Annotated in this window: 24 protein-coding genes; 15 read left to right on the top strand and 9 right to left on the bottom strand. The window is 61.8% G+C overall.

What is annotated here, in order from left to right:
• The first annotated feature begins 314 nt into the window (after window positions 1-314).
• Window positions 315-1,517 carry an MFS transporter gene (locus PspS04_RS12535; protein ID WP_159995598.1) on the top strand — a complete coding sequence of 401 codons (1,203 nt, stop codon included), beginning with the start codon at window positions 315-317 and terminating at the stop codon, window positions 1,515-1,517.
• A gap of 3 nt (window positions 1,518-1,520) precedes the next feature.
• Here the strand turns inward: PspS04_RS12535 and pssA are convergent, their stop codons facing one another.
• The gene (gene pssA / locus PspS04_RS12530) at window positions 1,521-2,864 is read right to left on the bottom strand and encodes a CDP-diacylglycerol--serine O-phosphatidyltransferase (RefSeq protein ID WP_095168358.1); all 1,344 of its coding nucleotides are present in this window, start codon (window positions 2,862-2,864) and stop codon (window positions 1,521-1,523) included.
• Window positions 2,865-2,979: 115 nt separating this feature from the next.
• Between pssA and PspS04_RS12525 the strand changes: the two genes are divergently transcribed.
• The 9 genes from PspS04_RS12525 to PspS04_RS12485 all read left to right on the top strand — a co-directional run bounded on the left by PspS04_RS12525 (window position 2,980) and on the right by PspS04_RS12485 (window position 9,481).
• Window positions 2,980-3,558 carry a TetR/AcrR family transcriptional regulator gene (locus tag PspS04_RS12525; RefSeq protein WP_095168360.1) on the top strand — a complete coding sequence of 193 codons (579 nt, stop codon included), beginning with the start codon at window positions 2,980-2,982 and terminating at the stop codon, window positions 3,556-3,558.
• Between the two features lie 40 nt (window positions 3,559-3,598).
• Window positions 3,599-4,078: a nuclear transport factor 2 family protein gene (locus PspS04_RS12520; protein WP_095168362.1), complete on the top strand. Its 480-nt coding sequence runs from the start codon at window positions 3,599-3,601 to the stop codon at window positions 4,076-4,078.
• Between the two features lie 180 nt (window positions 4,079-4,258).
• On the top strand, window positions 4,259-4,876 hold the full coding sequence (locus PspS04_RS12515; protein ID WP_159987292.1) for a DUF3313 domain-containing protein: 618 nt from the start codon (window positions 4,259-4,261) through the stop codon (window positions 4,874-4,876).
• An 87-nt stretch (window positions 4,877-4,963) separates the two neighbouring features.
• Window positions 4,964-5,767 (top strand): transcriptional regulator, encoded by an 804-nt coding sequence (locus tag PspS04_RS12510; RefSeq protein ID WP_159995596.1) that lies wholly within the window; start codon window positions 4,964-4,966, stop codon window positions 5,765-5,767.
• Window positions 5,764-6,246 carry a hypothetical protein gene (locus PspS04_RS12505; protein ID WP_237234990.1) on the top strand — a complete coding sequence of 161 codons (483 nt, stop codon included), beginning with the start codon at window positions 5,764-5,766 and terminating at the stop codon, window positions 6,244-6,246. The genes PspS04_RS12510 and PspS04_RS12505 overlap by 4 nt, the downstream gene beginning before the upstream one ends.
• 240 nt (window positions 6,247-6,486) lie before the next feature.
• On the top strand, window positions 6,487-6,954 hold the full coding sequence (locus tag PspS04_RS12500; RefSeq protein ID WP_159995592.1) for an EAL domain-containing protein: 468 nt from the start codon (window positions 6,487-6,489) through the stop codon (window positions 6,952-6,954).
• 109 nt (window positions 6,955-7,063) lie between these two features.
• Window positions 7,064-7,564 (top strand): outer membrane beta-barrel protein, encoded by a 501-nt coding sequence (locus PspS04_RS12495; protein WP_095168372.1) that lies wholly within the window; start codon window positions 7,064-7,066, stop codon window positions 7,562-7,564.
• A 102-nt stretch (window positions 7,565-7,666) separates the two neighbouring features.
• Complete coding sequence (locus tag PspS04_RS12490) at window positions 7,667-8,605, top strand: helix-turn-helix transcriptional regulator (RefSeq protein WP_159995590.1); 939 nt, start codon at window positions 7,667-7,669, stop codon at window positions 8,603-8,605.
• A gap of 96 nt (window positions 8,606-8,701) precedes the next feature.
• Window positions 8,702-9,481 carry a TSUP family transporter gene (locus PspS04_RS12485; RefSeq protein WP_095168375.1) on the top strand — a complete coding sequence of 260 codons (780 nt, stop codon included), beginning with the start codon at window positions 8,702-8,704 and terminating at the stop codon, window positions 9,479-9,481.
• Here the strand turns inward: PspS04_RS12485 and nudC are convergent.
• The 3 genes from nudC to PspS04_RS12470 all read right to left on the bottom strand — a co-directional run bounded on the left by nudC (window position 9,449) and on the right by PspS04_RS12470 (window position 12,299).
• The gene (nudC, locus tag PspS04_RS12480) at window positions 9,449-10,279 is read right to left on the bottom strand and encodes an NAD(+) diphosphatase (RefSeq protein ID WP_095168377.1); all 831 of its coding nucleotides are present in this window, start codon (window positions 10,277-10,279) and stop codon (window positions 9,449-9,451) included. The two genes, PspS04_RS12485 and nudC, sit on opposite strands and share 33 nt — an antisense overlap.
• Before the next feature lie 6 nt (window positions 10,280-10,285).
• Window positions 10,286-11,098, bottom strand: coding sequence for a crotonase/enoyl-CoA hydratase family protein (locus tag PspS04_RS12475; RefSeq protein ID WP_159995588.1), 813 nt, complete (start codon window positions 11,096-11,098; stop codon window positions 10,286-10,288).
• A 259-nt stretch (window positions 11,099-11,357) separates the two neighbouring features.
• Entirely contained in the window at window positions 11,358-12,299 is a 942-nt protein-coding gene (locus PspS04_RS12470; RefSeq protein WP_159995586.1) for a hypothetical protein, read from the bottom strand.
• 320 nt (window positions 12,300-12,619) lie between these two features.
• On the opposite strand from PspS04_RS12470, the gene PspS04_RS12465 reads away from it, so the two are divergent.
• Window positions 12,620-13,303: a response regulator transcription factor gene (locus PspS04_RS12465; protein ID WP_095168383.1), complete on the top strand. Its 684-nt coding sequence runs from the start codon at window positions 12,620-12,622 to the stop codon at window positions 13,301-13,303.
• Window positions 13,281-14,678, top strand: coding sequence for a sensor histidine kinase (locus PspS04_RS12460; protein WP_159995584.1), 1,398 nt, complete (start codon window positions 13,281-13,283; stop codon window positions 14,676-14,678). The genes PspS04_RS12465 and PspS04_RS12460 overlap by 23 nt, the downstream gene beginning before the upstream one ends.
• On the opposite strand, the gene PspS04_RS12455 is transcribed toward PspS04_RS12460, so the two are convergent.
• From PspS04_RS12455 to PspS04_RS12445, 3 genes are all read right to left on the bottom strand, one after another.
• Window positions 14,668-14,886 (bottom strand): hypothetical protein, encoded by a 219-nt coding sequence (locus PspS04_RS12455; RefSeq protein ID WP_143501188.1) that lies wholly within the window; start codon window positions 14,884-14,886, stop codon window positions 14,668-14,670. The genes PspS04_RS12460 and PspS04_RS12455 overlap by 11 nt on opposite strands.
• Before the next feature lie 126 nt (window positions 14,887-15,012).
• Window positions 15,013-15,258, bottom strand: coding sequence for a DUF1652 domain-containing protein (locus PspS04_RS12450; RefSeq protein ID WP_159995582.1), 246 nt, complete (start codon window positions 15,256-15,258; stop codon window positions 15,013-15,015).
• Between the two features lie 137 nt (window positions 15,259-15,395).
• Window positions 15,396-16,892, bottom strand: coding sequence for a helix-turn-helix transcriptional regulator (locus PspS04_RS12445; protein WP_159995580.1), 1,497 nt, complete (start codon window positions 16,890-16,892; stop codon window positions 15,396-15,398).
• A 249-nt stretch (window positions 16,893-17,141) separates the two neighbouring features.
• On the opposite strand from PspS04_RS12445, the gene PspS04_RS12440 reads away from it, so the two are divergent.
• Together PspS04_RS12440 and PspS04_RS12435 are read left to right on the top strand one after the other, a co-directional pair.
• Window positions 17,142-21,767 (top strand): hypothetical protein, encoded by a 4,626-nt coding sequence (locus PspS04_RS12440; protein ID WP_159995578.1) that lies wholly within the window; start codon window positions 17,142-17,144, stop codon window positions 21,765-21,767.
• Window positions 21,761-22,978, top strand: coding sequence for a glycosyltransferase (locus PspS04_RS12435; protein WP_159995576.1), 1,218 nt, complete (start codon window positions 21,761-21,763; stop codon window positions 22,976-22,978). The genes PspS04_RS12440 and PspS04_RS12435 overlap by 7 nt, the downstream gene beginning before the upstream one ends.
• A gap of 53 nt (window positions 22,979-23,031) precedes the next feature.
• Here PspS04_RS12435 and PspS04_RS12430 read toward each other — a convergent pair whose 3' ends face one another.
• A complete protein-coding gene (locus PspS04_RS12430) occupies window positions 23,032-24,333 on the bottom strand; it encodes an ATP-binding protein (RefSeq protein WP_159995574.1) in 1,302 nt (433 codons plus the stop codon).
• Between the two features lie 4 nt (window positions 24,334-24,337).
• Entirely contained in the window at window positions 24,338-25,039 is a 702-nt protein-coding gene (locus tag PspS04_RS12425; protein WP_095168397.1) for a response regulator transcription factor, read from the bottom strand.
• Between the two features lie 266 nt (window positions 25,040-25,305).
• Between PspS04_RS12425 and PspS04_RS12420 the strand changes: the two genes are divergently transcribed.
• Entirely contained in the window at window positions 25,306-26,463 is a 1,158-nt protein-coding gene (locus PspS04_RS12420; RefSeq protein ID WP_159995572.1) for an efflux RND transporter periplasmic adaptor subunit, read from the top strand.
• Window positions 26,464-26,465: the final 2 nt, after the last annotated feature.

Genomic DNA, 26,465 nt, shown 5'->3' with positions numbered 1-26,465 from the left:
TGGCATCGGATTTTCTAGGAAGCCCGGCGTGAGCTCAAATGCTTAAGTGAACAGCATTATGTCCTGGTGACGGGGCTTTTTTATTTCTTTTGTCCCGAAGTGCAAGGACCCGCGAGGACTGCGTCCTCGACAGCTACGGGGGATTGGGTTACTCCCGAGATCCAGGATGAGTCAGAGGCCGCCATCGCGGGCGAGCCCGCTCCCACATCTAATCAGCCATCACCATAGCAACGGATTTTCACTCCGACCTATGTGGATCGTGAGCATTTGGCTACCATCACCCACGCTCTCGACTTTCACGGATGATGTTGCCCATGACCACGCCCACCGCCAGTGTCGATACCGCACTGACGCACAGTACTTTTGACTTGCGCCCGCTACTGGTCGCCAACATGGCCTGCACCATGGCGATGATGGCTTTTGTTTCGCTGATCGGCCCGATTTCCCGGGTGCTGGGCATGGCCACCTGGCAAGCCGGGGCTGCGGTGACGGTGTCCGGCGTACTGTGGATGATCCTTGCCCGACCCTGGGGCGAGTACAGCGACCGCCGTGGACGCCGGCATATCCTGTTGCTCGGCGTCGGCGGTTTCACCCTCGCCTACTGGGCGCTCTGCGTGTTCATCGACCTCTCCCTGCAATGGCTGCCGTCGGCCCTGGTGGGGTTTATCGGGATCATGCTCGGACGCGGGATCATTGGCGTGTTCTACGCGGCGATTCCGGTGGGTTGCAACGCCTTGATCGCCGACAACCTCGAACCCCGTCTTCGCGCTCCCGCCATGGCCTCACTGGGCGCCGCCAACGCCTGTGGCCTGGTAATCGGCCCGGCGATTGCTGCCCTGCTGTCGCGCTATAGCCTGAGCCTGCCGTTCTACGCCATGGCCCTGCTGCCGTTGCTGGCGTTCCTGGTGCTGCGGTTCAAGCTCAAGGGCCAGGAGCTGCACCTCAAGCAAGCCCCGCGCAGCGTAAGCCTCAACGACCCACGCCTGCGCCGGCCAATGGCCGTGGCCTTCGTGGCCATGCTCTGTGTGTCGATCGCCCAGATCACTGTCGGCTTCTACGCCATCGACCGCCTGGGCATGGGCCCGGCCGAAGCAGCGCAAACCGCCGGCATCGCCCTGACCATGGTTGGCCTGGCGCTGATTTGTGCGCAGTTGATCGTGCGCAAACTGGATTGGTCGCCGCAGCGCCTGATTCGCATCGGCGCGCTGATTGCAGCGTGCGGCTATGCCGGCAGCATGTTGGCCGACACGGCCTGGGGCCTGTGGTTGTGCTTTTTTGTCTCTGCGGCGGGCATGGGCTGGATCTTCCCGTCCTTCGCCGCCCTGGCCGCCAATGCCGTGGAGGCCGGCGAACAAGGCGCCACGGCCGGCAGCATCGGTGCCGCCCAGGGTTTTGGCGTGGTCATCGGGCCCTTGGCCGGGACCCTGATCTATGCCCTGGAACCGCGCCTGCCCTACCTCTGCGCTGCAGCCCTGTTGGTGCTGGTGGCGGTGTGGCCGTCGCGCAAGCCGCGCTGAGCCTCAGAGGATGCGATAAAGCAGACGCTCGATCCGTACCCGGCTGACCCGACGCAGAAACTTGCTGACGTCCGGCGGGTACTCCAGCAGCGTCTCCAGTTGCTGATAACGCTCGATACGGCTGGTATTGCGGAAAATCTGCGCCAGCTCGCGACGACGGGGCTCCTGCAGCTCGGCCTTGGGATCATCGATCAACAAGGCGTTTTCCAGGTCCAGGCGAAATGCCCGCGGGTTGAGGTTGTTACCGGTCAACAGGGTGTAGCGCTCGTCGACCCACATGCCCTTGAGGTGATAGGTGTTGTCACCGTCACGCCACAGGTGCAGGTTCAACAGCCCACTGTCGATCACCCGCTGGTGTCGCTTGGCGAAGCGCCGCAGGCTGATCTCGTAGAGGTATGGCAGCGCCGCGATGACCCGGAATGGCTCGCTTGGCGGGATATAGAAGTCATTGGCGGTCTTGTCGCCGACCACGATATCGACCTTCACCCCACGGGCCAGGGCCCGGTTGATCTCGCGGGTGACCGGCAAGGGCAGGTTGAAGTACGGCGTGCAAATGGTCAGTTGTTGTTGGGCACTGGCAATCAGTTCGCAAATCACCCGGTTCAGCGGGTTGTTCTTGCCCACTCCCAGCAGCGGACTCACCGACAGGCCACCCTTGACCACCTCACCCGCGGCGGTGTCGTAGGCCGCATGCTTGAGGCGGCTGCGCAGATCGCCAATGTCGTGGCGCAGGCTACGGGTGCTCGGCAGGTTCGGCAGGTCCAGGCGGTGCACCGCCTTGGAGGTGATCAGCCCGTGTTGCACCAGGTGTTGCATGGAGTCGGCCAGCGCGCGGTTGCGCAGCAGGTGATAACGATCAAAGCGGTACTTGTCGAACTTGTGCAAGTAAACGTTGTTCAGGCTGGCGCCGCTGTAGATCACACAGTCATCGATCACGAAGCCCTTGAGGTGCAACACCCCGAACAACTCGCGGGTCTGGACCGGGACGCCATACACCGGCACTTCGCTGGCGTGGTCGCGGGTCATCTGCTGGTACCAGGCCGAGTTGCCCGGCTGTTTACCTGCACCGATCAGGCCGCGCTGGGCCCGCAGCCAGTCCACCACAACCACCACATCGAGTTCCGGACGTGCGGCTTTGGCGGCGTGCAGGGCATCGAGGATTTCCTGGCCGGCTTCATCCTGTTGCAGGTACAGCGCGACAATGTAGATGCGCCGGGTCGCCTGGGCGATCTGCTCCAGCAGGCAACGACGGAACTCGGCAGCGCCATCAAGGATGGTGACCGCATCGGCGGTCAGCGGGAAACTGCGCAGTTTGGGCAGCAGGGAACGTTTGAAAAGCGACGGCATAGGGCTCGCAAATGGGTCGAATCCGAAGAACCCACGAGCTTACACCATGTCCGAAAAAATAGACATTTCGAATCTAGCATTGACCAAGGAGAATGATCGTTCTACTCTTTGCCACATGAACTCAATCACCAGTAACGACACCCGCGATATTATCCTCGACGTCACCGAAAAGTTAATCTACCGAAGTGGCATTGCCGCCACGGGCATGGACTTGCTGGTGAAAACCGCCGGGGTCTCGCGCAAGAGCATCTATCGCTACTTCGCCAACAAGGACGAGTTGATCGTTGCCGCCCTGCAGCGTCGCGATCAGCGCTGGATGCACTGGTTCACCAGCCAGGTGGACCAGGCCCCGACTGCTGGCGAGCGCCTGCTCAAGCTGTTCGACGTGCTCAAGGCCTGGTTCGCCAGCGAAGGCTTTCGCGGCTGCGCATTCATCAACACCAGTGGCGAGACCGGCGATCCCCAGGACCCGGTGCGCCAGGTCGCCAAAGCGCATAAAGACAAGCTGCTCGACTACCTGCACACCCTGTGTCTCGACCATGCCGTACAGGACCCGCACGCACTGGCCAGGCAGTTGCTGATCCTGATCGATGGCGCCATTACCGTCGCCCTGGTGACGGGTGATCAGAGTGCCGCTGATACTGCGCAAGACATGGTGCGCAAGCTGTTACAGCTCGAATGCGTCAATCCGTAGACACCTGCTGTTTTTACCCCAACCTGCCCGGAGCCACTTTATGTCCTCTGCTGCCGAAGTTCGTCCGCCCTTGCCTCCCTTCACCCGCGAGTCGGCCATGCACAAGGTGCGCCTGGCCGAAGACGGCTGGAACTCCCGCGACCCACAGCGGGTGTCGCTGGCCTATACCCTGGACACCCAATGGCGCAACCGCGCCGAGTTCATCAACGACCGCGAGCAAGCCAGGGTTTTCCTCACCCGCAAATGGGCCCGGGAGCTGGATTACCGGTTGATCAAGGAGCTCTGGGCGTTCAGCGATAACCGCATCGCCGTGCGGTATGCCTACGAATGGCACGACGACTCGGGCAACTGGTACCGCTCCTACGGCAATGAAAACTGGGAGTTCGATGAACAGGGCCTGATGGCCAAGCGGTATGCCTGCATCAACGACCTGCCGATCGAGGAGCACCAACGTCTGTTCCATTGGCCCCTGGGCCGGCGGCCGGACGACCATCCCGGGCTGTCTGAGCTGGGCCTGTAGAGCTTGATCTTGAGCCGCCTGGGGTAGCGCTTTCGGGCCTCGCAGTTTTCGGATAGCGCCACCCCCGGGCGCCCTGCACCATGCGCGGCTCATTCGCCACAGCCCATGGGTAATCCAGTGATACGCCTCTTTCGCCTGCTTCCAGTGGTCCTGCTCCTCGCCGTGACCGGTTGTACGACAATGCCCGACGCTGACACACGCCATTCCGGATTCCTCAACGACTACGCAAGGCTGAGCAAGGATCCGCAATGGCCCAAGAGCGAAATGTGGGTCAAGCCTGGCCTTGAAATAAACCAGGCCTACCAGAAACGGGTCTACCTGGAGCCGCCGCGCTTTTACTTCACCGGCAAGGACCTCTCGCGCAGCCCGGCGGACACCACCGCCATGCTCAAGTACCTGAACCAGGCGCTGCAGCATCAGTTCCTGACGGCAGGCTACGAAGTAACCCGTCGCCCGGAACCCCATGCTCTGATGCTGCGCACCGCCATCACCGGCACCGAACGCACCCCACGTGACCTGTCGATTCCCGAATACCTGCCAATCGGGTTTGTCATCGGCGGCGCCATGTACCTGACTGGCACCCGGGATGAAAGCCTGCGCATCTTCTTTGAAAGCGAAATGCGCGACGCCCAGACTGGCGAACTTCTGGCTCAATCCGTCAGCGCCACCACTGGCAAGCAAATCTCGCCATCGGACGCCACCAAGGTCGAGGACACCTACCCCGCCCTTGATGCCTGGGCCAAACAATTGCGCGAGCGCGCTGACCTGGCCTTCGCCAAACAAACCACCACCGACTGATCCGACACCGGGCAACAGTCCCCTGGTTGGCCAGACCGTGGCTGACCAGCAGAACTTCGCGAACACGAGCACCCAAGAGGACGAACCATGAGCCATTCTTTCACCTTGAAAAACGGCTCGAAGGCCCTGTTCAATCCTGAGGACTCCAGGTTATCGATCACCACGCCCCTGGGCGAAGTTCAGCACAGCACCCTGGGTCGAGCCGAATCACGCCTGCTGGATCTGATGCTCGCTGAACCTGGGGTGATCAAGTCCCGCGAGCAGATTATCGAGCACACCTGGAATGATCGGGTGGTCGCCTCGGGCAGCTTGAATCAGGTGGTGTTCTCCCTACGCAACTTGCTCAACGACAGCCGCGATCACGAAATCCTGATGACCATTCCGCGGCGTGGCTATCGCTTCAACCCGGCGTATGTCAGCGCCGGGACCACCTTGCAGGCTCAGCCGACGCCGGCGCCGGTCGAGCTGGAACCCATCAGGGTGACCACCCCAACCGCTGATACAGCGCCTACTGTCGAACCGAAACAGCCCATTGGATGGCTATCGATTGCCTGTGCCGTGACCCTGCTCACATGCCTGGCAACCCTGGCCCACTACACGTTCTCGACCAAGGCGCCGAGCATCGAAGTGGCCAGCTCCCAGCGTGAGCAGTTGACCATCAATACCCTGGGTAGCAGCCTCGATTCGGCCCGGGCACTCAACACCGCGGTCGAGCAACAACTGCAAGACCTGCCGAAGAACCTGATCGGCCAGGTCTGGATCAACCAGTCCCGCTCCAACTACTCGATCTCCTGCATTCGCGCCGATCAAAGTACCCGCAATATGCTGTTCAACCCCCAGCAAAAACCACTCGCCAGCATGCTTGCGCAATGCCTGGAGGTGACCCTGTGAACCGCCAGACAAAAACCCTTGTGCAGTGGCTGTTGCTGGGGCTGATCAACCTGGGCTGTATCGGAGCTTGGCTCTATTCGCCGGTGCCGTTCGAGAACAACAGCAACTTTCACACCCAGAGCCAGCAGTGGCTGGATGACCAGAGCCAATTGAACACCGAGGAATACCTCACGGTGAACGCGCATCGAATGACCCACTCGACCATCGAAAGTCTCAACGGCAAGTTCCGTCATGCCACCTTGACTGCCGACATCACCCAATCGGGCAATGACGCCCTCCAGGTACAAGTGGTGCGCGCCAAACTGAGCCATGATCGCGAACTGTTTGCCATCGAAAAAACCCCGGAGCTGTTTTTTCGTCGCCAGTACGTCGTCCAGGAAGGCTCCACGCTCAACTACAGCCTGCTGGCGACGCCCAGTGAAAACACCCTGTGTTTCTTCCTCCATGAAATGGACCGCCTGCGCTGCATGAACCACTGAAATCCCGGCAAATGACAATCAATCATTTCCATTGCGCGCCTGGCATTCCCACCCTGCTCCATTTCCCTGTCCCTAGGAGGTCAGCATGCTCAGCCGTCGCTTGAATCGCTTGCCACTCAAACAAAAGATCCTGCTGTGCACCTTCGCCTACCTGTGCGGAATCACCCTGGCCTGGCTAGTGGACGTGTGAACAGCCGCCACGGGTTGCAACAGCCGATTTGAATACACCAGGGTCAAACCATGATGGCGCACTATTTGGCGTGGGCGAGACAACAGGACTTGTCGAGCTGTGTAAGTAACCGATGGCTTGAAATCAACTACCTGCCCATCACTGATCGGCGCACGGGCCGCCTGGTCGGCGCCAGGGCCCTGTCACGCTGGGCCCGGGGCGGCGTCAGTATCGCACCCCAGGTAGCGCAGCAACTGACAGGCGCCGTGGTCCGCCAGGTTGCCGAGGACTACAGCACCTACCTGTGGGCCTGCAAAAACTTCTCCATCTGCCTTCCCCTGTCCCCATTGGACATCCTCGACCCTGATTTCCCGGACTTTGTTGCCGACGTACTGGAGCGGTACGCCATCCCCGCCTCGGCGATCATGCTCGATGCCTGCGCCAGTTCCCCTGGCAATCAGCCAGCCGCGCTGCCCATTGCCGCGCTGGCCCGCAAGTACTTCGCGATTGCCAACGAAGCGCAGACCCTGGGGCGCTGAACCGCGGCGACGGCAATAAGCATTAATGACTTTTATCCATGATTGGGGCCGGGCAATTTCCCGCCCAACACTTCACACCTGACAAACCCGTACAAGGACTACCCTGCACATGCCATTTCGAAAATTCGCCTTCGTTTCCCTACTGTCGTTGCTGGCGCTGCCAGCGTTCGCCGATGACAAGGGCTTTTACCTGGGCGCCGGTGTGACTAGCATCGAAACCGACGACAGCGCCTTGAGTGATGAAGACAACAGCTACAAGGTCTATGCCGGTTACCGCGCCAATGGTTACCTGGCATTCGAGGGCGCCATTGTCGACCTCGGCAAGTTCAAGGACGACAACCTCGACTTCGAAGGCCACTCGGCCCAGGTCGCCGCCCACGTCGGCTTCCCGCTGGGCGAGCGCATTCGTCTGTTCGGCATCGTCGGCGCCCACGCCTGGGACGCCGATGGCAACGCTGCCGACGATGACACCGGGGTCGACCTGACCTACGGCGCCGGGGTCGAGATGGATGTGCTGCGCAACATTGGCATCCGCGCCGAGTATGAAGTGTTACAGGTCGGTAACCTAGATCTGAACCAGACCACGGCGTCGGCCTATATACTGTTCTGAGTTCCGCCGGCCGGGCGCGCGCAATGCTCGCCCGACCTGGCCACTCAGACGCCGCGAGGCCCACTCAACCCGAGTCTTTTTCAGGTGCCCTTCCTGTACAGCATGTCCGCCCTTCCAACTCCTGCTTTATTGACCCTCGAATCCGTTGCCCTGGACGAACTGTCCACCGGCAATGACCAATGGCACATCGATTTTTCTTCCGTCGAGAAACACGCGCGCATCCATCGCCTCAAGCACATGCGCGGCCCTCGCCTGCGCCATAGCCGGTTCGATTTCAAGTGCTCCATCAGCGCCGTCAGTTGTGTTCCCGACGGGCACATCACCTTCGCCCTGTCCCAGTCCACCACGGGCCGCCCGACCTGGAACCACCAGCGGCTGTACCCCAATGAAATGGTGGTGCTGTACAGCGGCGAACCGGTGCATTACCTGTGCGAGCCCAACGAAGCGCTGTTCACCGTTACCACCACCCTGGAGCACTACGAGCAGTGCCGCGAACTGTACGGCACCACTGATGTGCTCAAGCAGCGCCAGGGCCAGCGCTATCAGGCGCACGATCATTACTCGGTGCTGAACGCGGTCAACGCCATCAGCGTCTCGTTGAACCAGCGCCATCCACCTGACGTCGTGTCCGGCGCGCAATGGGAAGCGACCTTGCTCAGCTCCTTGCTGCAAGCCCTGAGCCCACGCCATGACTCGGCGCGCGAGGCGCCATTGCGCAGACAAATCGCCAGCCAGGCCATCGAATACCTGCACGCCCATGCGCACACCGCCCTGTGCATGGAGCAGCTCACGCAAACCCTGGGAACCCACGGCCGCACCTTGCACCAGGGTTTCGTCGAGACCTTCGGCACCACGCCCATGGCGTACTTGCGCACCCTGCGTTTGTCTAACGCCAGGCACGACCTGCTGACCCAGCGCTGGGCGACCGTGACCGAAACGGCCATGCACTGGAACTTCTTCCATCTGGGGCGTTTCTCCCAGGACTATCAGCGCAGTTACGGTGAATCGCCGTCCCAGACGTTGCGCCGCAACAGCGCCTGAACCTGGCGGCAGGTGGTGTGGCGGTCGCGGCCGCCACAGGTTATGGGTAAGATGGCGCCGGCCTTATCCCACTGCCCCACCGAATAAGTCGACCCCATGCCTTTCGAACTCAGCGTAGACCTCACCACCCTGGCCATTCTGGCCGTTGTCGCGTTCATTGCCGGTTTCATCGATGCCATTGCCGGCGGCGGCGGCCTGTTGACCACCCCGGCCCTGCTCACTGCAGGCCTGCCCCCGCACCTGGTGCTGGGCACCAACAAGCTCAGCGCGACCTTCGGCTCGGCCATCGCCAGCGTCACCTTCTACCGGCGCAAGCTGTTCCATCCAAGGCAGTGGGTGCATGCGATTGTCGGCACCCTGGTGGGAGCGCTGGCCGGTGCGGTCGTGGCGCACTACCTGCCGGCCGAATGGCTGAACAAAATGCTCCCGGTGATCGTGTTTGCCTGTGGCCTGTACCTGCTGTTTGGCGGGACGCCCAAGGCGCCGGTGGACAGCGACGCGCCGATCAAGAAGAAGTGGCAGTCGACCCAGGGCTTCAGCCTCGGCTTCTACGACGGCGTGGCCGGTCCCGGCACGGGCGCGTTCTGGACCGTCAGCAGCCTGCTGCTGTACCCCATCGACCTGGTCAAGGCCAGCGGCGTGGCGCGCAGCATGAACTTCGTCAGCAACGCGGCCGCGCTGTCGGTGTTCATTTTTTCCGGGCAGGTGGACTGGATCATCGGCCTGAGCATGGGCGTGTCGGTGATGGTCGGGGCGTTTTTTGGGGCGCGCACCGCCATCAGCGGTGGGGCGAAGTTCATTCGCCCGGTATTCATCGCGGTAGTGCTGGGCCTGACCGTACGCCTAGCCTGGCAGCACTGGTTCAGCGTGGCCTAAACGCCGCGCAACGTAGACGTCGATCAGGTAGCGGGCAATCGAGCGCGACGCCGGCAACGGCGGCAGCGCGTGAATGTTGAACCACTGGGCGTCTTCAATCTCGTCGGCTTGTGGGACGATCTCGCCAGCGGCGTACTCGGCATGGAAGCCGAGCATCATCGAATGAGGGAACGGCCAGCACTGGCTGCCCAGGTACTGGATGTTCCTGACCTCGATCTGCACCTCCTCGCGCACCTCGCGAATCAGGCAGTCCTCGGCCGACTCCCCCGGCTCGGCAAAACCGGCCAGGGTGCTGTAGACCCCGCTGACAAACCGCGGTGAACGCGCCAGGAGGATGTCGTCGCCGCGGGTGATCAGCACAATCATGCTCGGTGAAATCCGCGGGTAACTGCGCAAGTCACACGGCTGGCAATACATCGCCCGCTCACGTGGCACCTGGACCATGGCCTGGCCGCAGTTGCCACAAAAACGGTGCTCGCGGGCCCAGGTGCCGATCTGCGCGGCGTAGCCCAGTACCTTGTACAACGTGTGATCGCCTTCAAGCATGAACCCACGCAAGCCTTTCCAGCCACACCCCGGCACCTCGCCTGCGGCCTGCAACTCCAGCAGATACACCGGCTCGCCGTCGAGATGGCCAATGCCATGCTCGGCGAGCAGCGACAAGTCCTGGCGCTTGAGCCATTCCCGGGGGAACAGCGCGCCATTGTCATCGAACAAAAAGCCTTCGGGGCTGCGGGCTACTGCCCAGCCGCCGGTTACGTCGGTGTCGAGTACTGCCGTGGTCCAGCGTGAAGTCATGTGGGCTCAATCCAGAAATTCGGGCTTCTGTTTGCTCATATGGGCGGCCATGGCCACGCGCAGATCGTTGGACTGCAACATGGCGGCGTTCCAGGTGGCGATGTATTCCAGGCCATCGTTGATGCTGTGATCACGCATGTAGCTGATCATTGCCTTGGTACCGGCGATAGCGATTGGCGACTTGGCGGCGATCTCGCGGGCTATGCCCATGACCCCGTCCAGCAGGCTCTCGGTGTCCGGGTAGAGCCGGTTGACCAGGCCAATCTCACGCGCTTGCTCGGCACCAAAGGTGCGTCCAGTGTAAGCCAGTTCACGCAGCATGCCGTCACCGATGATCCGCGGCAAGCGTTGCAGGGTACCGACGTCGGCAGCCATGCCGATGTCGATTTCCTTGATCGAGAATTGCGCATCGGCGGCCGCATAGCGCATGTCGCAGGCGCTGATCAGGTCAATGGCCCCACCCAGGCAATACCCCTGGATTGCCGCCAACACCGGCTTGCGACAGTTGTCGACCGCATTGAACGAGGCCTGCAAGGCGAGAATCTTGCGGCGCAGCAGGCGCGCGTTGCGACCCACGTCCTTGCCCATTTCGTTAGCCACCCCGGCCAGCATCATCAGGTCGATCCCCGAGGAGAAATGCTTGCCGGCACCACTGATCACCACCGCGCGCACCTCGTCGGTGTCGTCGATCCACTGGAAAATCTCGATGATCTCGGTCCAGAACACCGCGTTCATCGCGTTGATCTTTTCCGGACGGTTGATCTGCACATGGGCGATGTTGTCCGCCAGTTCGACGCGGAAGGCTTGATATTCGGGCATGGCAGTAGTCCTTGCTGGCACAGAAATGAAGGCCCGAACTATACCAAGCCGATGCCCCCAGCCGTAGGCGCCGCATCGGCCAAAAACAGGACTGCCCTTGCCAAGTACCGGGCGCAAAAAAACCGCGCCTGCCAGGGGCAGACGCGGTGGGTTCCGCCTTGTAGCAGGATCAATGCATGAACAAGGCAATCAGGATAATGATCGGGATTGGCACGCCAAGGAAAAACAGCAGGAGTGAGCGCATGGTAGTTCTCCTCAATCAACGAATGGCAGTGGGCGCAGAGACCGGGATATAGCCGGCCGGTTCCAGGTACACCACCGCGTCCCGGCGACGACCGCCAAAGGTAGCGGCGAGGCTCGCAAAAAAAGCACCACACAACAGTGCGACAAACATCCACAGTGCGGTCCAGGCCGCCACTTTGCTGGCAGTATCGGCTGCTTGCTTGGCCGCCAGCTTGGCATCCTCGACCGCCTTGCGCGCCTTGGCGAACACTTCATCGACCCGCCGCTCGGCATCCGCCTGGGTCAGGTTGGTCCGTTGGGCCACCAGTTGGGCCAGGTAGGTACGATCCTCCGCCGCCAGTTGACCGTCATGGCTGAGGGTCTGCACGAAAATCCGGGTCACGGTGGCATGGGCGGCATCGTCGCTCACCGCCGCTGGACGATCATCACGAAACAGGCTGTCGACGAAATAGCCGTAATCATCCGCGCCGCCCTGGCTGGCAGCGGTCCCCGCAGCCATGGTCATGGCACTGGCCGCCCCGCCTGCCACACTGGCACCGGCCTGCACCCCACCACTGACGATGCTGCTGACCGAACCGACCACCAGGGTCGCGGTCACCAGGGTCGCCACCGCCCAAGCCAGAAAGCCATGGGCCGTGTCGCGAAAATACACCTCATCGCCATGCATGTTCGACCACTTCACCCGCAACCGCCCAGCGATATAGCCACCGACCCCGGAGGCAACAATCTGGGTGAAAGCCAGCCAGACGATAGTCGAAATCCCCAGGCCCTTGGCACTGATCCCGCTCCCGGCCCACGGCGACACCGCGGAAAATCCGAGGCCAAAACCCAGCACCACGAGAATCAGCGACAGCGCTGCCGCTGCCGCCGCCCCGGCAAAAATCGCCGCCCAGGACACCCCCGACAGCGCACTCGACGCTGGCAGATCGGCCGGATACATATCAGAGGTTCTATTCATTGTTGTAGTGCTCCAGGCATGAGGAAGACTGTTGCAACGCTTCAGACCTGATATTGCAGTCAACATGCCAGCGACTAACTTTGAATAAATTCTTCTATTTCAATCGGTTGAAAACTTCAGCGATTTTCCACCCATGCAATTTGCAACAACCGCCCCCGTGGAGCGGGCTTAATGCACTACTTACGCTTGTAGCTCTGCTGCCAGTGGGCGTTAGGCAATACCCCCCCGCCCCTCAACCCTACATAAACTTTAATTTAGCAACCCAACCCCCATTTCTTGGCACACTACGCCAGGCAACTCACCCACTCTCAGGCAACCCCATGACCCGAATCCTGACCATTGAAGACGACGCAGTCACCGCCCGGGAGATCGTCGCCGAACTGAGCAGCCACGGCCTCGACGTAGACTGGGTAGCCAATGGTCGCGAAGGCTTGGCTCGCGCGGTCAGCGGCGACTACGACCTGATCACCCTGGACCGCATGCTGCCCGAACTCGACGGCCTGGCTATCGTCACCACCCTGCGCACCATGGGTGTGTCAACCCCGATCCTGATGATCAGCGCCCTGTCCGATGTCGACGAACGTGTACGCGGCCTGCGCGCCGGAGGCGACGACTACCTGACCAAACCCTTCGCCACCGATGAAATGGCCGCCCGGGTCGAAGTCCTGCTGCGCCGCCAAAACACCGTCAAGAGCGTGGAAACCACCCTGCAGGTAGCCGACCTGGAACTCAACCTGATCAGCCGCGAAGCCACCCGCGCCGGGCAACTGCTGATCCTCTTGCCCACCGAATACAAACTGCTGGAATTCCTGCTGCGCAACAGCGGGCAGATCCTCTCGCGGATGATGATCTTCGAAGAAGTCTGGGGTTACCACTTCGACCCCGGCACCAACCTGATCGACGTCCACATCGGCCGCCTGCGCAAGAAAGTCGACCCACCGGGGCTGCTGCCACTGATCCGCACCGTGCGAGGCTCGGGTTATGTCATTGCTGAACCCGTCTAAAGGCTGGCGCTCCTCCAGCAGCCGCCTGCTGGCGCTCTACAGTGCACTGTTCGTGGTCTGGAGCTGCCTGCTGATGGGCGTGATGTACTACGAGGTGTCGAGCTACCTGGATAACCTGTCCCGGCATTCGATCATGCAACGCCAGCACCTGTTCTCGCGCTTTCACGGCGAGCAACTGGATGAAGCGCTGATCGCCAGCACCACCTTCGACCAACGCGGCGTTGATGCCTACGGCCTGTTCGACGCCTTTCACCGCCCCCTGCACGGGCTGATCCAGCAGATCCCCGAGGGTCTGCCGCTGGACGGCAAAGTGCATGAACTCGCCAACTGCGCCGACCCCCATGACCCACGCCTCCCCCCGGACAGCTGCGACGCCGTGGCAACGCCGACCCTGGATGGTCGCTGGCTGGTGCTGGCGCGCGACAACGGTTCACTGTTTGCCGTGAACCGAATCATCCTGCATGCGCTGCTCTGGGGTGTATCGCTGACCATCATTCCCGGCATTGCCGGCTGGTACCTGTTACGCCGCCGCCCCCTGCGCCGCATCCACGCCCTGCAGGCCAGCGCCGAAGCCATAGTCGCCGGCAACCTCAACCACCGCCTGCCGCTGTCCAGCCGCCGCGACGAACTGGACATGCTGGCCGCCATCGTCAACGCCATGCTCGAACGCATCGAACGCCTGGTCAACGAGGTCAAGGGGGTGTGCGACAACATCGCCCACGACCTGCGCACCCCGCTCACCCGGCTGCGCGCCCAGTTGTACCGGATCCAGCAGCAAGCAGCCGAAGGCTCGACCGAGGCGGCGCAACTGGATCAGGTGATTGCCGAGACCGACACCTTGATGGCGCGTTTTCGCGGATTGCTGCGGATCTCCGAGCTGGAGGATCAACAGCGGCGTTCCGGCTTCCTGTTGTTCGACCCGCTACCGCTGCTGCAGGAACTGCACGACTTCTACCTGCCCCTCGCCGAAGAAGGCCAGTTGACCTTGAGCCTGCAGGCACCGCCCAGCCTGCCGGCGTTGACCGGCGACCGGGCGCTGCTGTTCGAGGCCTTGTCCAACCTGCTGAGCAACTCGATCAAGTTCACCCCGGCCGGCGGTCAGGTGCAGGTACGGGCCAGCGACAATGCCGGCAGTTGCCGGATCGAAGTACACGATTGCGGCCCCGGCATTCCCGCTGACAAACGCACGGCCGTATTCCAGCGCTTCTACCGGGTCGACGACAGCGCCCAGAACGGTGGGTTCGGCCTGGGCCTGTCGATTGTCGCCGCCATCGTCCATCTGCACGGCTTCAGCCTGGACGTCGGGGTCAGCGAATTGGGCGGTGCGCGCCTGACACTCGATTGCCGCCAGCGCTTGTTGCCGGCTACTGAGTGATGCAACGGGTGGTAGTAGTGACCCGGGTCACTTCCCCCTCCGCCCGGGCCTGGCCCAGCACCTGGGTATCTTGCGCGGTGTTGCAGGTCTTGACCGGCGGGGCTTGCACCACCACTGGCGGTGGTGGGCTGGCGCAGCCACTGAGGATGGCAACCGCGCAGAGTGGCAACAGCAATGGCGCAAAAGCAGATCTCAAAAAAGTGTGCATGAGGTGGCCTGCGAGTCGGGTTAAGAGGAGTTCAGCCCAATGTAAGCCACAGAGGGCCTGATCTGTAGAGCCGCAAGGGTTCCAGATAGTTCAGCACTCGATGGTTCCTCAACGGCAAACCCAGGCTCAAGCGCTGTCGGCCTGCCCCAGGCGGGTAGCGCCAAGCTCGTAACGCAGCTCTTCGAGCATTTGCGCCAGGTCGCTGGCGCTGGTCAGCCGGCCGGGCTTGATCCCGGTCACCACCAGGTGCACCCGACCGTCTTGCGCTTCGAACACTCGCAGCGTCAGGCAACCATCGGCATCCACGCTGAAGGCACAGGCCAGCGGGGCCAGGGCTTGTTCGATGTAACTGCGCAGTTGCGCTTGGGTCATCACGGCAGGCGTCCATTGGGCTGGGCTGAAAGGAAGCGGCAAACGTCCGATGGACGATGCGCACCCTGACAGCCTATGAACTGGCGAGCCGTTGCAGAAGCTCAATTTGCACTGTCGCAACTAGTGCATTTGCACCTTTATTGCGGGCTTTTCAGCCGCCGCTCACCAGCAAACAACCCACGTTCACGGGCCCAGACAATAGCCTCGCTACGGCTGTGCACGGCCAGTTTGGAGTACAGCGTAGCCACGTGATTACGCACGGTATTGGGCGCCAGTTGCAGCCGCGCGGCGATCTCTTTGTCAGCCAGGCCTTCGCAGATCAAGCCCAGCACGTCGCGCTCACGTGCGGTAAGTTCGGTAAACGCCACGCTCGGCCGGTGGCTGCGATGGGCACTCTTGGCGTTGGCCAGCTTTTCGATCAGGGTCTGGCTGAACCAGGAGGCGTCCTGCATCACCTCCTCGATCGCCGCCACCAGTTCAAGCTCGGTGCGTTTGCGTTCCGTGATGTCCATCAGCACCAGCAAATAGCAAGGATGGTCCTGGATGCTCACCGTGTCGGCCCAGACCGCGCAGTCGATCAACACCGCGTCCTGCTTGCGCACTTGCAGGTCGACGCTTTCCACGCTGCCGAGCCTCTTCAACGTAGCAAACAGTTGGCTGGCGGCATCTCGGGTGGCGAAGAAGCCAAGCTCATCGATGGTCTTGCCCAGCAGCGTCTCACTGGCGTACCCGATGCTGTTGAGGAAGGCATCATTGACGTCTACCACCTGCAGACTCTCGGCGCTGCAGATCAGGGTCGGCACCGGACTCATGCGAAATGACTTGGCGAACCGCTCCTCGCTCTGGCGCAGCGCGGTTTCGGCCCTGCGGCGCAATTCCAGGTCGACGAAGGAAAACAGCATGCACGGTTCTTCGTTGAGGTCCAGCGGCTGCCCGGCCACCACTACCAATTTGCGGCTGCCATCGGGCAGGCGCAGGTCGGCCTGCATTTGCGGAACGGTAATGCCCTGGCTCAGGCGTTCGATGGCCAGGTCGCGGCGCTCGGCGTCCTCCAGCACGTCCAGTTCGTACAACGAACGGCCAATGATCTGCTCGCGTGAGTAGCCGGTCATTTCCACGAAACCCTGATTGACCTTGAGGTAACGCAGGTCGCTGAGGCGGCAGATCACCGCCGGGGCCGGGTTGGCGTTGAAGGTTTTTTCAAAGCGCTGCTCGGCGCTGGCCCATTCAGTGGCATCGCTGAGGATCAACACCAGGGATTCCGGCGCACCCTGCTGATCGGTGAGGATCATGCTGCGGATGCGGTGCACCCAGGTACGCTCCGGGTCGCCGGTCGGCGTGACTTCGACCACCACATCGCTGAAGGTCTCACCATTGGCAACCCGGCTGATGGGGTAGTTTTTCACCAACACCGGATGGTTGTTGCGATAGCGCAGGGTGAATCGCCGGGCATACTCGCGGGCGTTGGACCCCAGATCGCTGATCCGCTCGACCCCGTGCATGGCCAGCGCCGCGTCATTGGCCCACAGCAGGGTCTTGTCGGCATCGAGCAGAATCACCCCATCGGACAGCCCGGCGATGATTTGCTGCAACTGCCGGCGATTGGTTTCAGTGGCAAGTACATCCTGGCTCATTACGTCTCCCCGTTGCGCTGGGCCTGGGCCCTGTGAAGGGTACGACCGCGACGCACCGCATTCGTGCGCAAAAGACTACGCGTGTATTCAGGCAATACGCGTCATCGTTAGCGACCATCGCGAGCAGGCTCGCTCCTACAAAGTGCTGTGCAACACCACGCGAAAACACATTGGCAAGCGATAACTATGTACCGCATTACCAGGTTCGGTTCTTTTGATAGTGAAGCTCACAATTAACGGGAGCCCACTATGCAACCCTTCACTCCGCTCACGATCCGCACCTACCTCACCCACCTCGATGATCCGTCCATCAGTAGCCTGGAAAGCATGCAAGCCCGGCAGATGCTGGGCTACCTGACGAGCGTCGATGTTCATCGCGCCCTGAGTGCCACGGCGCCCGACAGTACAGGCCAATGGACCGACGGCAGCGTGCTGCCACTGCTGCTCAACCTCAAGGCAACCCGGTTGATCGCGGCCCGGGCCACGGGCCGCGCCCTGGATACCATCGGTCCCGAGTGGATGCTGGAGTTCATGTACCAGTTGGCCTCGACCATCTGGCGGGACTTTGCCGACCGTGCGGCTTATCCCGATTCGCTCCCGGATAGCGCAGCGCGACGCCAGTTCCGAGCCAGCTTTTTTGCCCGGGCCCTGGAGCACAACCACAACGCCTATGTACTGGATAACGATCAGATCAGCCTACTCGCCAGCATCGTCGATGCTCACCACGTACGCGGACTGCAACGCCAGCAGATTGGGCGAATGCTGGATAACCGCTTCGAGCAGATCGGCTTGTTTGCCCAGCAGCCGAGCGCGCAGGCAACGCTGATCAAAGCGCTCACCGAGCTGATCGGCAAAGTTGCTCCGACCCTCGATCCGACAACCATTTACTCGATGCGGGTACACGCTGCAGAAGAAGATGACCCGGCCCTGATCATGCTCGACCCGATCACGCAACGTCCGGCTATCGCGCTGTCGTACAACCAACCGGTTGCCCAATTGATCACCGAGATGCTGCGCGCCAACACGACCTCGCCTGAGGGTCTCGAATGGAAAACCCTCTGGATATCCCTGTATCAGGACCTTCACGTCCAGCAGCAGGACGGCCCGTCGAGCCCAGTCAGCAGCGCGGACTTGCTCAGGGAAGCACCGGTCAACTACAGCAATTTCAAACTCCACGCCTTCCTGCCCGTCAGCCGCACCCTGTTCGATGGTCTCCTCGAGTTCCTGCGCAACTGGACGGCAAGGTGGCTAGACGACCTCAAGCACTACTGGAACACACCCAGCAAACAGGCATGGGGTAGCCAGCTGACGGCACGCTTGCAGGATGCTGCACGCCTGGGCGTACTGGATGGCACGCTGGAAACTGCGCACTATCAATTCCTGTCCACAACGCTTGAAGACCCGACCACCGCGCGCATCCATACCCTGGCATTGCAAGACCGCGCGAGCTTTCGTACCTGCGTACTCAATCGCTGCTTCCTCATCACGCCCGCTCTGGCGGATGCGCCAGACGTCGAGCAACTGCAAGGCCCGATCATCTGTGTGACGCCGACCAGAGGGCTGCAGGTATTTACCGGGTGGACAGCGCTGAACCGCGACGTCACTGAGCAATTGGCTCAGGCGCCAGGAGCAGGTCCATTACTGGGATGCCTGACCAGGCACGACGCCCTGCATCTGGCCAGCGCGCTGCGTGACAGCATCGAGCGAGTATCCCTTCACGCGTACCCGCTTGCCTCGGACCTGGTCGGCGAACTGATCGACGCCACGCTGGCAATGCAAGATAAAAACCTCAACTTTGCCGTTGAAACCGGCAAGGGGTCGGTACTGGACCAAGGCCTGCTCGCATTCCTCGGACATTTGGATGCCGCCCTTGAGACATCCCGCGTCCAGGATCTGGCCCCATGGGTGGCCGAACGTAACCTGCGGCTCGTCGAAAAGATCGCCGACCAACAGTTGTTCAATGCCTGGACGGCGCACCGCAACGAAGCCGGTCGCGACGGCAATGCCCTGGCCTTGACGTTTTTCGACATGCCTCCTCTAAGGACTGGAGCACTGACAGACACCGAACGTCGTCAACTGATGCTTGAAGCACTGGCCAGCCCGCAAACGATCGAGCGTGTTGGCCAAGTGCTGAACCGAACGCCGTATTATTTTGCCCAGGGCGCCATCACCCCAGCGCTCGCCTTCAGCGTCATCGAAAAGATCTACCGCCATCAATTGCATCGGCTGAATGCGCAGTGGGAGGTTCCCGATAGCCGTGGCTACAAGTGTTTCGTCATGGAGCAACTACTTGCTCGCGACGCGACCCGCGAACAGGCACGACATACCGCCGACCTGGTGACTCCAGGCTTGCTGGGCCTGAATCCCGCCGCCTCCGAGCGCCTGGACCTCAGCTATAGCTCCACCGTGCTGGACGAAGCTCAGGCCCGCGTACGGGCCGCCAGCTTGATGATTGCTTCAATCATCGGCGCCAGGAGCACGCCTCCCGACATCGATGCCCTGTGCGATTACTTGCAGGTCAGCCTTGTGTACCCAGCAGCAACCGCCCCTTCCCACACGGATCCTTACCTGCTGACCCACGGGCTGTTCCTCGACTTACTGTCTGACTTTCCGGGTTTTCACCGGCTCGAACGGGCAATGGATCCCCAGCACCGCCAATCGCCCCCACTGCGCAGGGCCATGGCGCTCGAGGCGTTGACCAACTATATCGAGCCGGTGGCCAGCCGCTCCCTGGGGCATGTCTGCGGGCTGAACCTGTTAACCGTGGCGCTGGGAGAGCGTACCCATGAGCAGGTACGTCTACACCTGCGCCAGCACCTGCAGGCCACGTTTAAGCAAAGCAGCGCCCGTGGGGCAGGTGCGTTGACCTTTACCTTGCTGTGTCGTGAGCATGCACCGGAGTTGCTGGTCCGCAATGTGCCTGACACTCTGCTGTTCGGACAGAGCCTGAGCGCCATCCAGTTCCGTCATGCGGTCAACCTGGCAGAACAACTTCGCCCCGGTTCTTCGCTGATTCACCGTTATCAGGAGCTAATGAGCTTCTACAGCCAATGCCCATTCGAGCAATTGCCTGAACCAGCACAACTGGCGATTGCCGTCAGTGGCCAAGTCGCCACCTTGCACTTTGCGATGTGCCGGGGCGTCATCGCGCAGACTAACGCTGACCAGGTCGGGCCGGATCAGTCATTGGCAGCCTTGCTGCATTTGCAACAGCAACAAATGCTTGAGGCCAGAACCTTTACCCAGCTGGCACAAGTGCCTCCCGTGCGCAAATCCATGGCCCTGGAACGTCTGAAGTCGCAACCGGAACTGAACCTGCAACGCCGGTCATCATTCACTGAAAGCCAGGTACTGCGATTTTTTGTGAAGGGTTATCACGAGCTTGGTCGCTCGATGCGCATGACCGCGCTCGAACGCTATATGACCTGTGGTGTAGAGCGTGCATTCGGTGTCAGCGAATTGGGTTTTGTCCCTGATATCGACGGCGGCTGTGCGCTTCAAGCAGCGTTCGAGGAGCGCTACCAGGACTTCAAGCAAAACTACCTGCAAGGCCAGGTAGAGCGCATGGTCCTGGCCTTGCACGACTTGCCGGCGCTGGACCGTGACAGGATCCTTGGGGCTTACAAATTCATCAAGGTGTCCTTCAAGGATCCCCAGGGGCAACGCCAGACCGCCTGCCACGGGTTGATCGCACTCTACAAGAAGGATGACCAGGAGTACGCCTACGAAATCTTTTCTGCATCGGGCACGATTCGCCTGCTGGGACGCAACGGCACGCGAAGAATTCGCGTCAACTACAAGTTCTCGCCCCCTACGGCCGACGCCATCTATCACGAATCGCCCTACATGAGCGCAGTGCCGGATCTGGACCAGGATGCCTACCTTCAAGGGCGTCCCGGCAAGGTTCTCGCGGAACCCGAACTGGACGTTGGTTTCTACACAGTAGCTCGCCAGGTCAGCGCACTGGATCGTGATGGAAAAATCCGCTTTCTCAGCCAGAAGATGGTCGACGAAGTCTTTGGCAAAGCCGTCGAGCAGGCCTATGACGTCTTGCGTGAGCCGACACCCTATGAGCGCTACCGCGAGAGTCTACTGGCGAGCAACGAGCGCCTGGCGAGCTTCTTCGTGCCCGGCTATTCGGTATACCTGGACATCAGCCGCGGCACCGTAACCCCCGGAACCTTCCTGTTCGCCGGGTTGGAAGCGCTGAGCTACCTGGTGCCTTTTGGCAGTGCCGTATTGCATGCCGTGAGGGCTTACGTCCAAGTGGGACGCCTGGTCGTGCGTTCGACCTCCTTCGGGATTTCCCGGTTGGCGCTCAAGGCGGCGCAAACCGCCCAGGGTGCCCGGGAGTTTGGTGCAGTGCTGGCCAAAGGCTTTGCTCAGGCCGCCAACCCGCTGGGACCGGCGATATTCCTGTTTCAAGGCGGTATCAAAGGCGTGGCGCTGGCACGCGCCGGCTCGCGTTTCGTTCGTGGGCAACTCCATGCATCGCAGCTTGCCAACGGCCTGAACCTGCCGCCCCTGGGGGGCACCTCCGGCGACTTGTTGCGCTCACAGGACCTGACCACCCTGGCCGCATTCAGGCAGGCCGACGCGCTGGCTTTCTTCAAGCCAAACCTGTCTGTCACCCACAACGCTCTGACTATCCCTCAACAGCGCCAATTGGTCGCCCACGGCATTGATCTTTCGGACGTCCCCCCCGTCATGAACCTTTACACGATAAACCGGCACACCTACATCCTCATGCAGGGCCATCCCTACGCTGTAAGCCCGCTGCCCGATACCACGCAATGGCGGGTCCACAGCGCTGAGATGCAGGGGCCGGTAGTCACCTTCAACGCCTCGCGCCAGGCCTGGGAGGTCACATGCTGAGCGTCAGCGGCCTGTGCCGCCTGCCACGCACGCCGCAACAACAGCTGGCACCTGTGCATGAGGTCGCCATTCCTGCCGATGACATGCCCAACATCGGCTGGGTTCACCTGGGGCCAGAGCAGGATTGCCAAGCGATTTTCATGGTGCAGCAAGGTTGCTGGAGGTTGATCGATTGGCGCGGCCAGCCGACTACACCCACCTGGCGCAATGCCCAGGGCCAATGGGTCACCGGTCCTGTCGCGCAATGGCGCGCGGTCAAGGACAGCCTGCCGGCGCCTGCAAGAATGCAGACGGTGCAACTGCCCAGGCTCCCGGTCTTTCCAAGCGACCTTGCGCCGATTCCTGCGAACATTCACTACCTATGGCTGGGCCATGCCGTGCCGTCGCCTCGACTGATCGAGAACATCGCCCATAACTGCCGGCTCAGCAGTCGTTATGTGTCGACCCTGCATGTCGATATACAAGACGCCGAGGTACTGGCACAAATTCGGGAGCAGCTGCAACGGGCCGCGCCCTCGCTGGTGATAGCGCCCTTACGGGACACCGCGTTTTTCAGCATGTTCTCGCAATCGGACAACTACCAGCAGTACACCACCGTCATGCACGGGCCCGGGCGTAATTACTCGGCAGCCTCCGATGTGTTGCGCTATCCCTTGACCGACCATCATGGTGGTATCTACATGGATGTCGATGACACCTTTCAGGTGGATATCAACGATATCGAATTGCTGGCCGCACCTAACGATTTGCTGCTTGGGCCCAAGGTCACTGAGCAGATGGCAGGGTTTTCAGGCTACAACAGCAGCATTTTCGCGTCCCATCCCAACAATCCGGTATTGCAGGAAATTTCCAAGGAGATGCAGCTGCGCTTTGTGCAAAACCCAGGCTTTTTTACCCAGGTCCGGCCCTATGTCGATGCCCAAGGCATCCTCGGCAACCCCAGGGAAGCGGCCATGGACATGCCGACCTACGCACGTGAACTGTTCCGCCTCACAGGCCCCGGTGTGCTCAACGATGTGGTCGCCGTCGAGCGCGCCGACTACTATCGGCTTTGCTTCAATGCCGAGCCGGGCGCCAACATTTCAAACACTCATCACCTGTGGGATCAGGCTTATGTCGACCAGCAAATGGCCCTGATCGATCATTACTTTCCGTTCAATCGCCGAGCCGTGGTCGATATCGGGCATGAACACTCCTGGTTCAATACGTGAGTGTGCGCACCTGGAGCGCGAGTTGGCCATTGGGCTAAGTAGCCGCTTCGCAATCAGCCTGGGGTGGGCAACCACAACCGGAACCGCGCTCCGCCCAGTGGCGACGCCTCGACGGTGAGGGTGCCGTCCTGGGCTTCCAGGGCCCGGCGGCTGATGGCCAGGCCCAGGCCGAAGCCGCCCGTGGCGCGGTCACGGCTGCGGTCGAGACGGTAGAACGGTTCGAAAATCCGCTCGCGCTCGTCGTCTGGGATACCGATGCCGTCATCGTCGACCCAGATTTCACAGCCTTCGGGCCGCACTTGCACACCAATCTGGATGCGCTTCTCGCAATAGCGCATGGCGTTGCGCAGCAGGTTCTGGATAGCCCGGGCGGTCAGGCGCGGGTCGAGGCTGAAGCGTTCGAGATGGCCGTGCAGCAGCACGTCGATCACGATTTCCGGCGACTCCAGTTCTTCATCGACGCTGCCCAGGATGCTGTCGATGAACTCGTCCAGTGCCACCTCGACCTGCTCCGGCAAACGTGCCGGGTTTTGCAGGCGGCTGTAGGACAGCAACTCGAGGACCAACTCGTCCAGCTCACGAATGTGCGCCACCAGGCCTTGCAAACGCTCACGGCTGGCGGCCGGCAAGTCATCGGATAACGCCAGGGCCAGGCCGAAATCCAGGCGAGTCAAGGGCGTGCGCAGCTCATGGGATACCGCGTTGAGTAGGTCGCGCTGCTGGTTCAGCAAGTTCTCGATGTCGCCGGCCATGGTGTCGAAGACGTGGGCCAGGCTGCCGATGTTGGAGCTGGCAGCGATCTGCGTGCGCTCGCTCAAGTGGCCTTTGCCGAAACGTTCGGCGGTGTTGCGCAGGCGCTCCAGATCGCGCCAGTGCGGACGCAACCAGATCAGCAGGCAGGCGAGCAGCGCCGCACCGATCAGCACATTGATGCCCCAGTACAGCAAACTGACGTCCAGCGGATCCGGCGGCACCACCAGCTTGACCGCCTGCGACTCATTCAATGGCGCCGCGGCCAACGTGCGCCAGCCCCAGTCACCGGTGCGCACGGCCATTTCACCGCGCTGCAAACGCTCGCGTTCATGGACGGTGAAACCCTCATCGCTGATCGGAACCACGGCGATCTGCAACGGACTGAATTGTTGATCCAGCTCAGCGGCGAGCGCCGGCCATTGAGCGCTCGGCACGCCTTGAAACTGTTTGACCAGCAGGTTCTGCACGCCCCGGGAGTGGTCCAGGTTATAGCTGGAAAAGCGCTCGTGAAAGACCTTGACCACCAGGTCTGGCACCAGGTAGATCGCCGCACTGAAGGTGACGATGGTGATCAGGTACAGGCGGACCAGGATGCGCAGCATGGCGTCAGCATTCCCACTCGGAACGGCTGAACAGATAGCCCTTGCCCCACACCGTCTTGATCTTGCGCGCTTCGCCGGCGTGGTCGTCGAACTTGCGCCGCAGCTTGGAAATCGCCACGTCCACCGAGCGATCGGTGCCATTGAACTCGATGCCGCGCAAGCGCTGCAGGATCTGGTCGCGGCTCAGCACTTCGCCGGCATGCCGGGCCAGGACCACCAGCAGGTTGTACTCGCCGCTGGACAGCTCCACCGGCTGCTCGCGCCAGGTCACGGTGCGCTCCGACAGGTCGATGCACAGGTTGCCCATGAGGATCCGGTCGCTGGCGCTTTGCGGTTCGTTGAGGCTGCTGCGGCGCAGCAAGGTGCGCACCCGCGCCAGCAGGACCCGGGGCTCGCAGGGTTTAGTGACGTAGTCGTCGGCGCCCATTTCCAGGCCCAGCACCTGGTCGTGGCTGTCGTCGCGGGCGGTCAGCATCAGGATCGGCAGGCTCGCCGAATCGGCGCGCAACAGCCGGCACACCTGCAGGCCATCGAGCCCGGGCAGCATCAGGTCGAGGATCACCAGGTCCGGCGGGTTGACCCGCGCCCGCTCACGCACCTGATCGCCACGGCTGATCACATTGACCTGATAGCCATTACGTTCGAGGTAGCTGGCAATCAGCTCGGAGAGCGCAGAGTCGTCTTCGACCAGGAGGATGTTGGGCATGGGTGTTTCCAGAAATAGCGATGGCGTCTGGACGGGTCCATCGCGGGCGAGCCCGTTCCCACAGGGGATTGCGCACCACAGACAGATCATGTGGGAGCGGGCTTGCCCGCGAAAGCGGCTGAACAGACACAAAAGAAACCAAGGATATACGCCCTCACGCATGCAGGAGCAAAACCTTCACACAATTTCACACAGCCACTACAAAGCTTCACCGCTACCCTGCTCGGCTGCCCGTAGCATGCCTGGGTCATTATTGGGGTATTTACATGTCCAAGAACCTGCTTGCACCGCTCAGCCTGATAGCACTGGCATTGATGCTGAGCGCCTGTGACAAGTCTTCCAGCGTCGAGGAGGCCGCGCCGCTGGCCAGCGTGCGCATCGAAACCATCGAAGCCCGTCCCCTGTCGATCAGCAGCGAGCTGAGCGGGCGGATCGCCGCGCCACGCATCGCCGAAGTGCGCGCCCGGGTCGCCGGGGTAGTGCTGCAGCGCGCCTTTCGCGAAGGCAGCGACGTGAAACAGGGCCAGGTGTTGTTTCGCATCGACCCGGCGCCGTTCAAGGCCGACCTCGACAGCGCCGACGCGGCGCTGCGCAAGGCGCAGGCGAATGCGTTCCAGGCGCGCCTGCAGGAAAAACGCTACGCCCAGTTGATCAAGGACCAGGCCGTCAGCGCCCAGGATTACGACAATGCTCGTGCGGCCACGCTGCAGGCCAATGCCGACGTCGCCGCCAACCAGGCTGCCGTGGCCCGTGCCCGGCTGAACCTGGGTTACGCCACGGTCACCGCGCCGATTTCCGGGCGCATCGGCCGCGCGCTGGTCACCGAAGGCGCACTGGTCGGACAGAACGAAAGCACGCCCCTGGCGCTGATCCAGCAACTGGACCCGATCCACGCCGACCTGACCCAGTCGACCCGCGAGCTCAACGAGTTGCGCCGCGCCTTCCGTGCCGGGCAGATGCAGCAGGTTGGCCAGGACCAGGCCAAGGCCACGCTGATCCAGGACGACGGCAGCCACTATCCGTTGCCGGGCAAGCTGTTGTTCTCGGAAATCAGTGTCGACCCCGGCACCGGCCAGATCATTGTGCGCAGCGAGTTCCCCAACCCCGACCTCGACCTGCTCCCTGGCAGTTTCATTCGCGTGCGCCTGGAGCAAGCGGTCAACCAGCAAGGCATCAGCGTGCCGCAACGGGCGATCCAGCGCGACAGCGCCGGCATTGCCCAGGTGTTGCTGCTCGACAGCGAGGACCGGGTCAGCCAGCAAGCCGTGCAACTGGGCCAGGTGCAACAGGACCGCTGGATCGTCAGCGCCGGCCTCAAGCCCGGCGACCGCATTGTCATCGAAGGCCTGCAGCACGCCCGTCCCGGCGACAAAGTAGCCATCGACGCCACCCCTCTTGAGCACGCCCTGGTCACCGGGCAGTAGGC

It is taken from the genome of Pseudomonas sp. S04 (genome assembly GCF_009834545.1).
Taxonomy (GTDB): Bacteria; Pseudomonadota; Gammaproteobacteria; order Pseudomonadales; family Pseudomonadaceae; genus Aquipseudomonas.
This window is presented reverse-complemented; position numbering and strand designations above follow the sequence as displayed.

Excerpts from the sequence above, each read along its gene's own strand:
- PspS04_RS12535 (WP_159995598.1), top strand. The coding sequence starts at position 315 with ATGACCACGCCCACCGCCAGTGTCGATACCGCACTGACGCACAGTACT.
- pssA (WP_095168358.1), bottom strand. The coding sequence starts at position 2,864 with ATGCCGTCGCTTTTCAAACGTTCCCTGCTGCCCAAACTGCGCAGTTTC.
- PspS04_RS12525 (WP_095168360.1), top strand. The coding sequence starts at position 2,980 with ATGAACTCAATCACCAGTAACGACACCCGCGATATTATCCTCGACGTC.
- PspS04_RS12520 (WP_095168362.1), top strand. The coding sequence starts at position 3,599 with ATGTCCTCTGCTGCCGAAGTTCGTCCGCCCTTGCCTCCCTTCACCCGC.
- PspS04_RS12515 (WP_159987292.1), top strand. The coding sequence starts at position 4,259 with ATGCCCGACGCTGACACACGCCATTCCGGATTCCTCAACGACTACGCA.
- PspS04_RS12510 (WP_159995596.1), top strand. The coding sequence starts at position 4,964 with ATGAGCCATTCTTTCACCTTGAAAAACGGCTCGAAGGCCCTGTTCAAT.
- PspS04_RS12500 (WP_159995592.1), top strand. The coding sequence starts at position 6,487 with ATGATGGCGCACTATTTGGCGTGGGCGAGACAACAGGACTTGTCGAGC.
- PspS04_RS12495 (WP_095168372.1), top strand. The coding sequence starts at position 7,064 with ATGCCATTTCGAAAATTCGCCTTCGTTTCCCTACTGTCGTTGCTGGCG.
- PspS04_RS12490 (WP_159995590.1), top strand. The coding sequence starts at position 7,667 with ATGTCCGCCCTTCCAACTCCTGCTTTATTGACCCTCGAATCCGTTGCC.
- PspS04_RS12485 (WP_095168375.1), top strand. The coding sequence starts at position 8,702 with ATGCCTTTCGAACTCAGCGTAGACCTCACCACCCTGGCCATTCTGGCC.
- nudC (WP_095168377.1), bottom strand. The coding sequence starts at position 10,279 with ATGACTTCACGCTGGACCACGGCAGTACTCGACACCGACGTAACCGGC.
- PspS04_RS12475 (WP_159995588.1), bottom strand. The coding sequence starts at position 11,098 with ATGCCCGAATATCAAGCCTTCCGCGTCGAACTGGCGGACAACATCGCC.
- PspS04_RS12470 (WP_159995586.1), bottom strand. The coding sequence starts at position 12,299 with ATGAATAGAACCTCTGATATGTATCCGGCCGATCTGCCAGCGTCGAGT.
- PspS04_RS12465 (WP_095168383.1), top strand. The coding sequence starts at position 12,620 with ATGACCCGAATCCTGACCATTGAAGACGACGCAGTCACCGCCCGGGAG.
- PspS04_RS12460 (WP_159995584.1), top strand. The coding sequence starts at position 13,281 with ATGTCATTGCTGAACCCGTCTAAAGGCTGGCGCTCCTCCAGCAGCCGC.
- PspS04_RS12455 (WP_143501188.1), bottom strand. The coding sequence starts at position 14,886 with ATGCACACTTTTTTGAGATCTGCTTTTGCGCCATTGCTGTTGCCACTC.
- PspS04_RS12450 (WP_159995582.1), bottom strand. The coding sequence starts at position 15,258 with ATGACCCAAGCGCAACTGCGCAGTTACATCGAACAAGCCCTGGCCCCG.
- PspS04_RS12445 (WP_159995580.1), bottom strand. The coding sequence starts at position 16,892 with ATGAGCCAGGATGTACTTGCCACTGAAACCAATCGCCGGCAGTTGCAG.
- PspS04_RS12440 (WP_159995578.1), top strand. The coding sequence starts at position 17,142 with ATGCAACCCTTCACTCCGCTCACGATCCGCACCTACCTCACCCACCTC.
- PspS04_RS12435 (WP_159995576.1), top strand. The coding sequence starts at position 21,761 with ATGCTGAGCGTCAGCGGCCTGTGCCGCCTGCCACGCACGCCGCAACAA.
- PspS04_RS12430 (WP_159995574.1), bottom strand. The coding sequence starts at position 24,333 with ATGCTGCGCATCCTGGTCCGCCTGTACCTGATCACCATCGTCACCTTC.
- PspS04_RS12425 (WP_095168397.1), bottom strand. The coding sequence starts at position 25,039 with ATGCCCAACATCCTCCTGGTCGAAGACGACTCTGCGCTCTCCGAGCTG.
- PspS04_RS12420 (WP_159995572.1), top strand. The coding sequence starts at position 25,306 with ATGTCCAAGAACCTGCTTGCACCGCTCAGCCTGATAGCACTGGCATTG.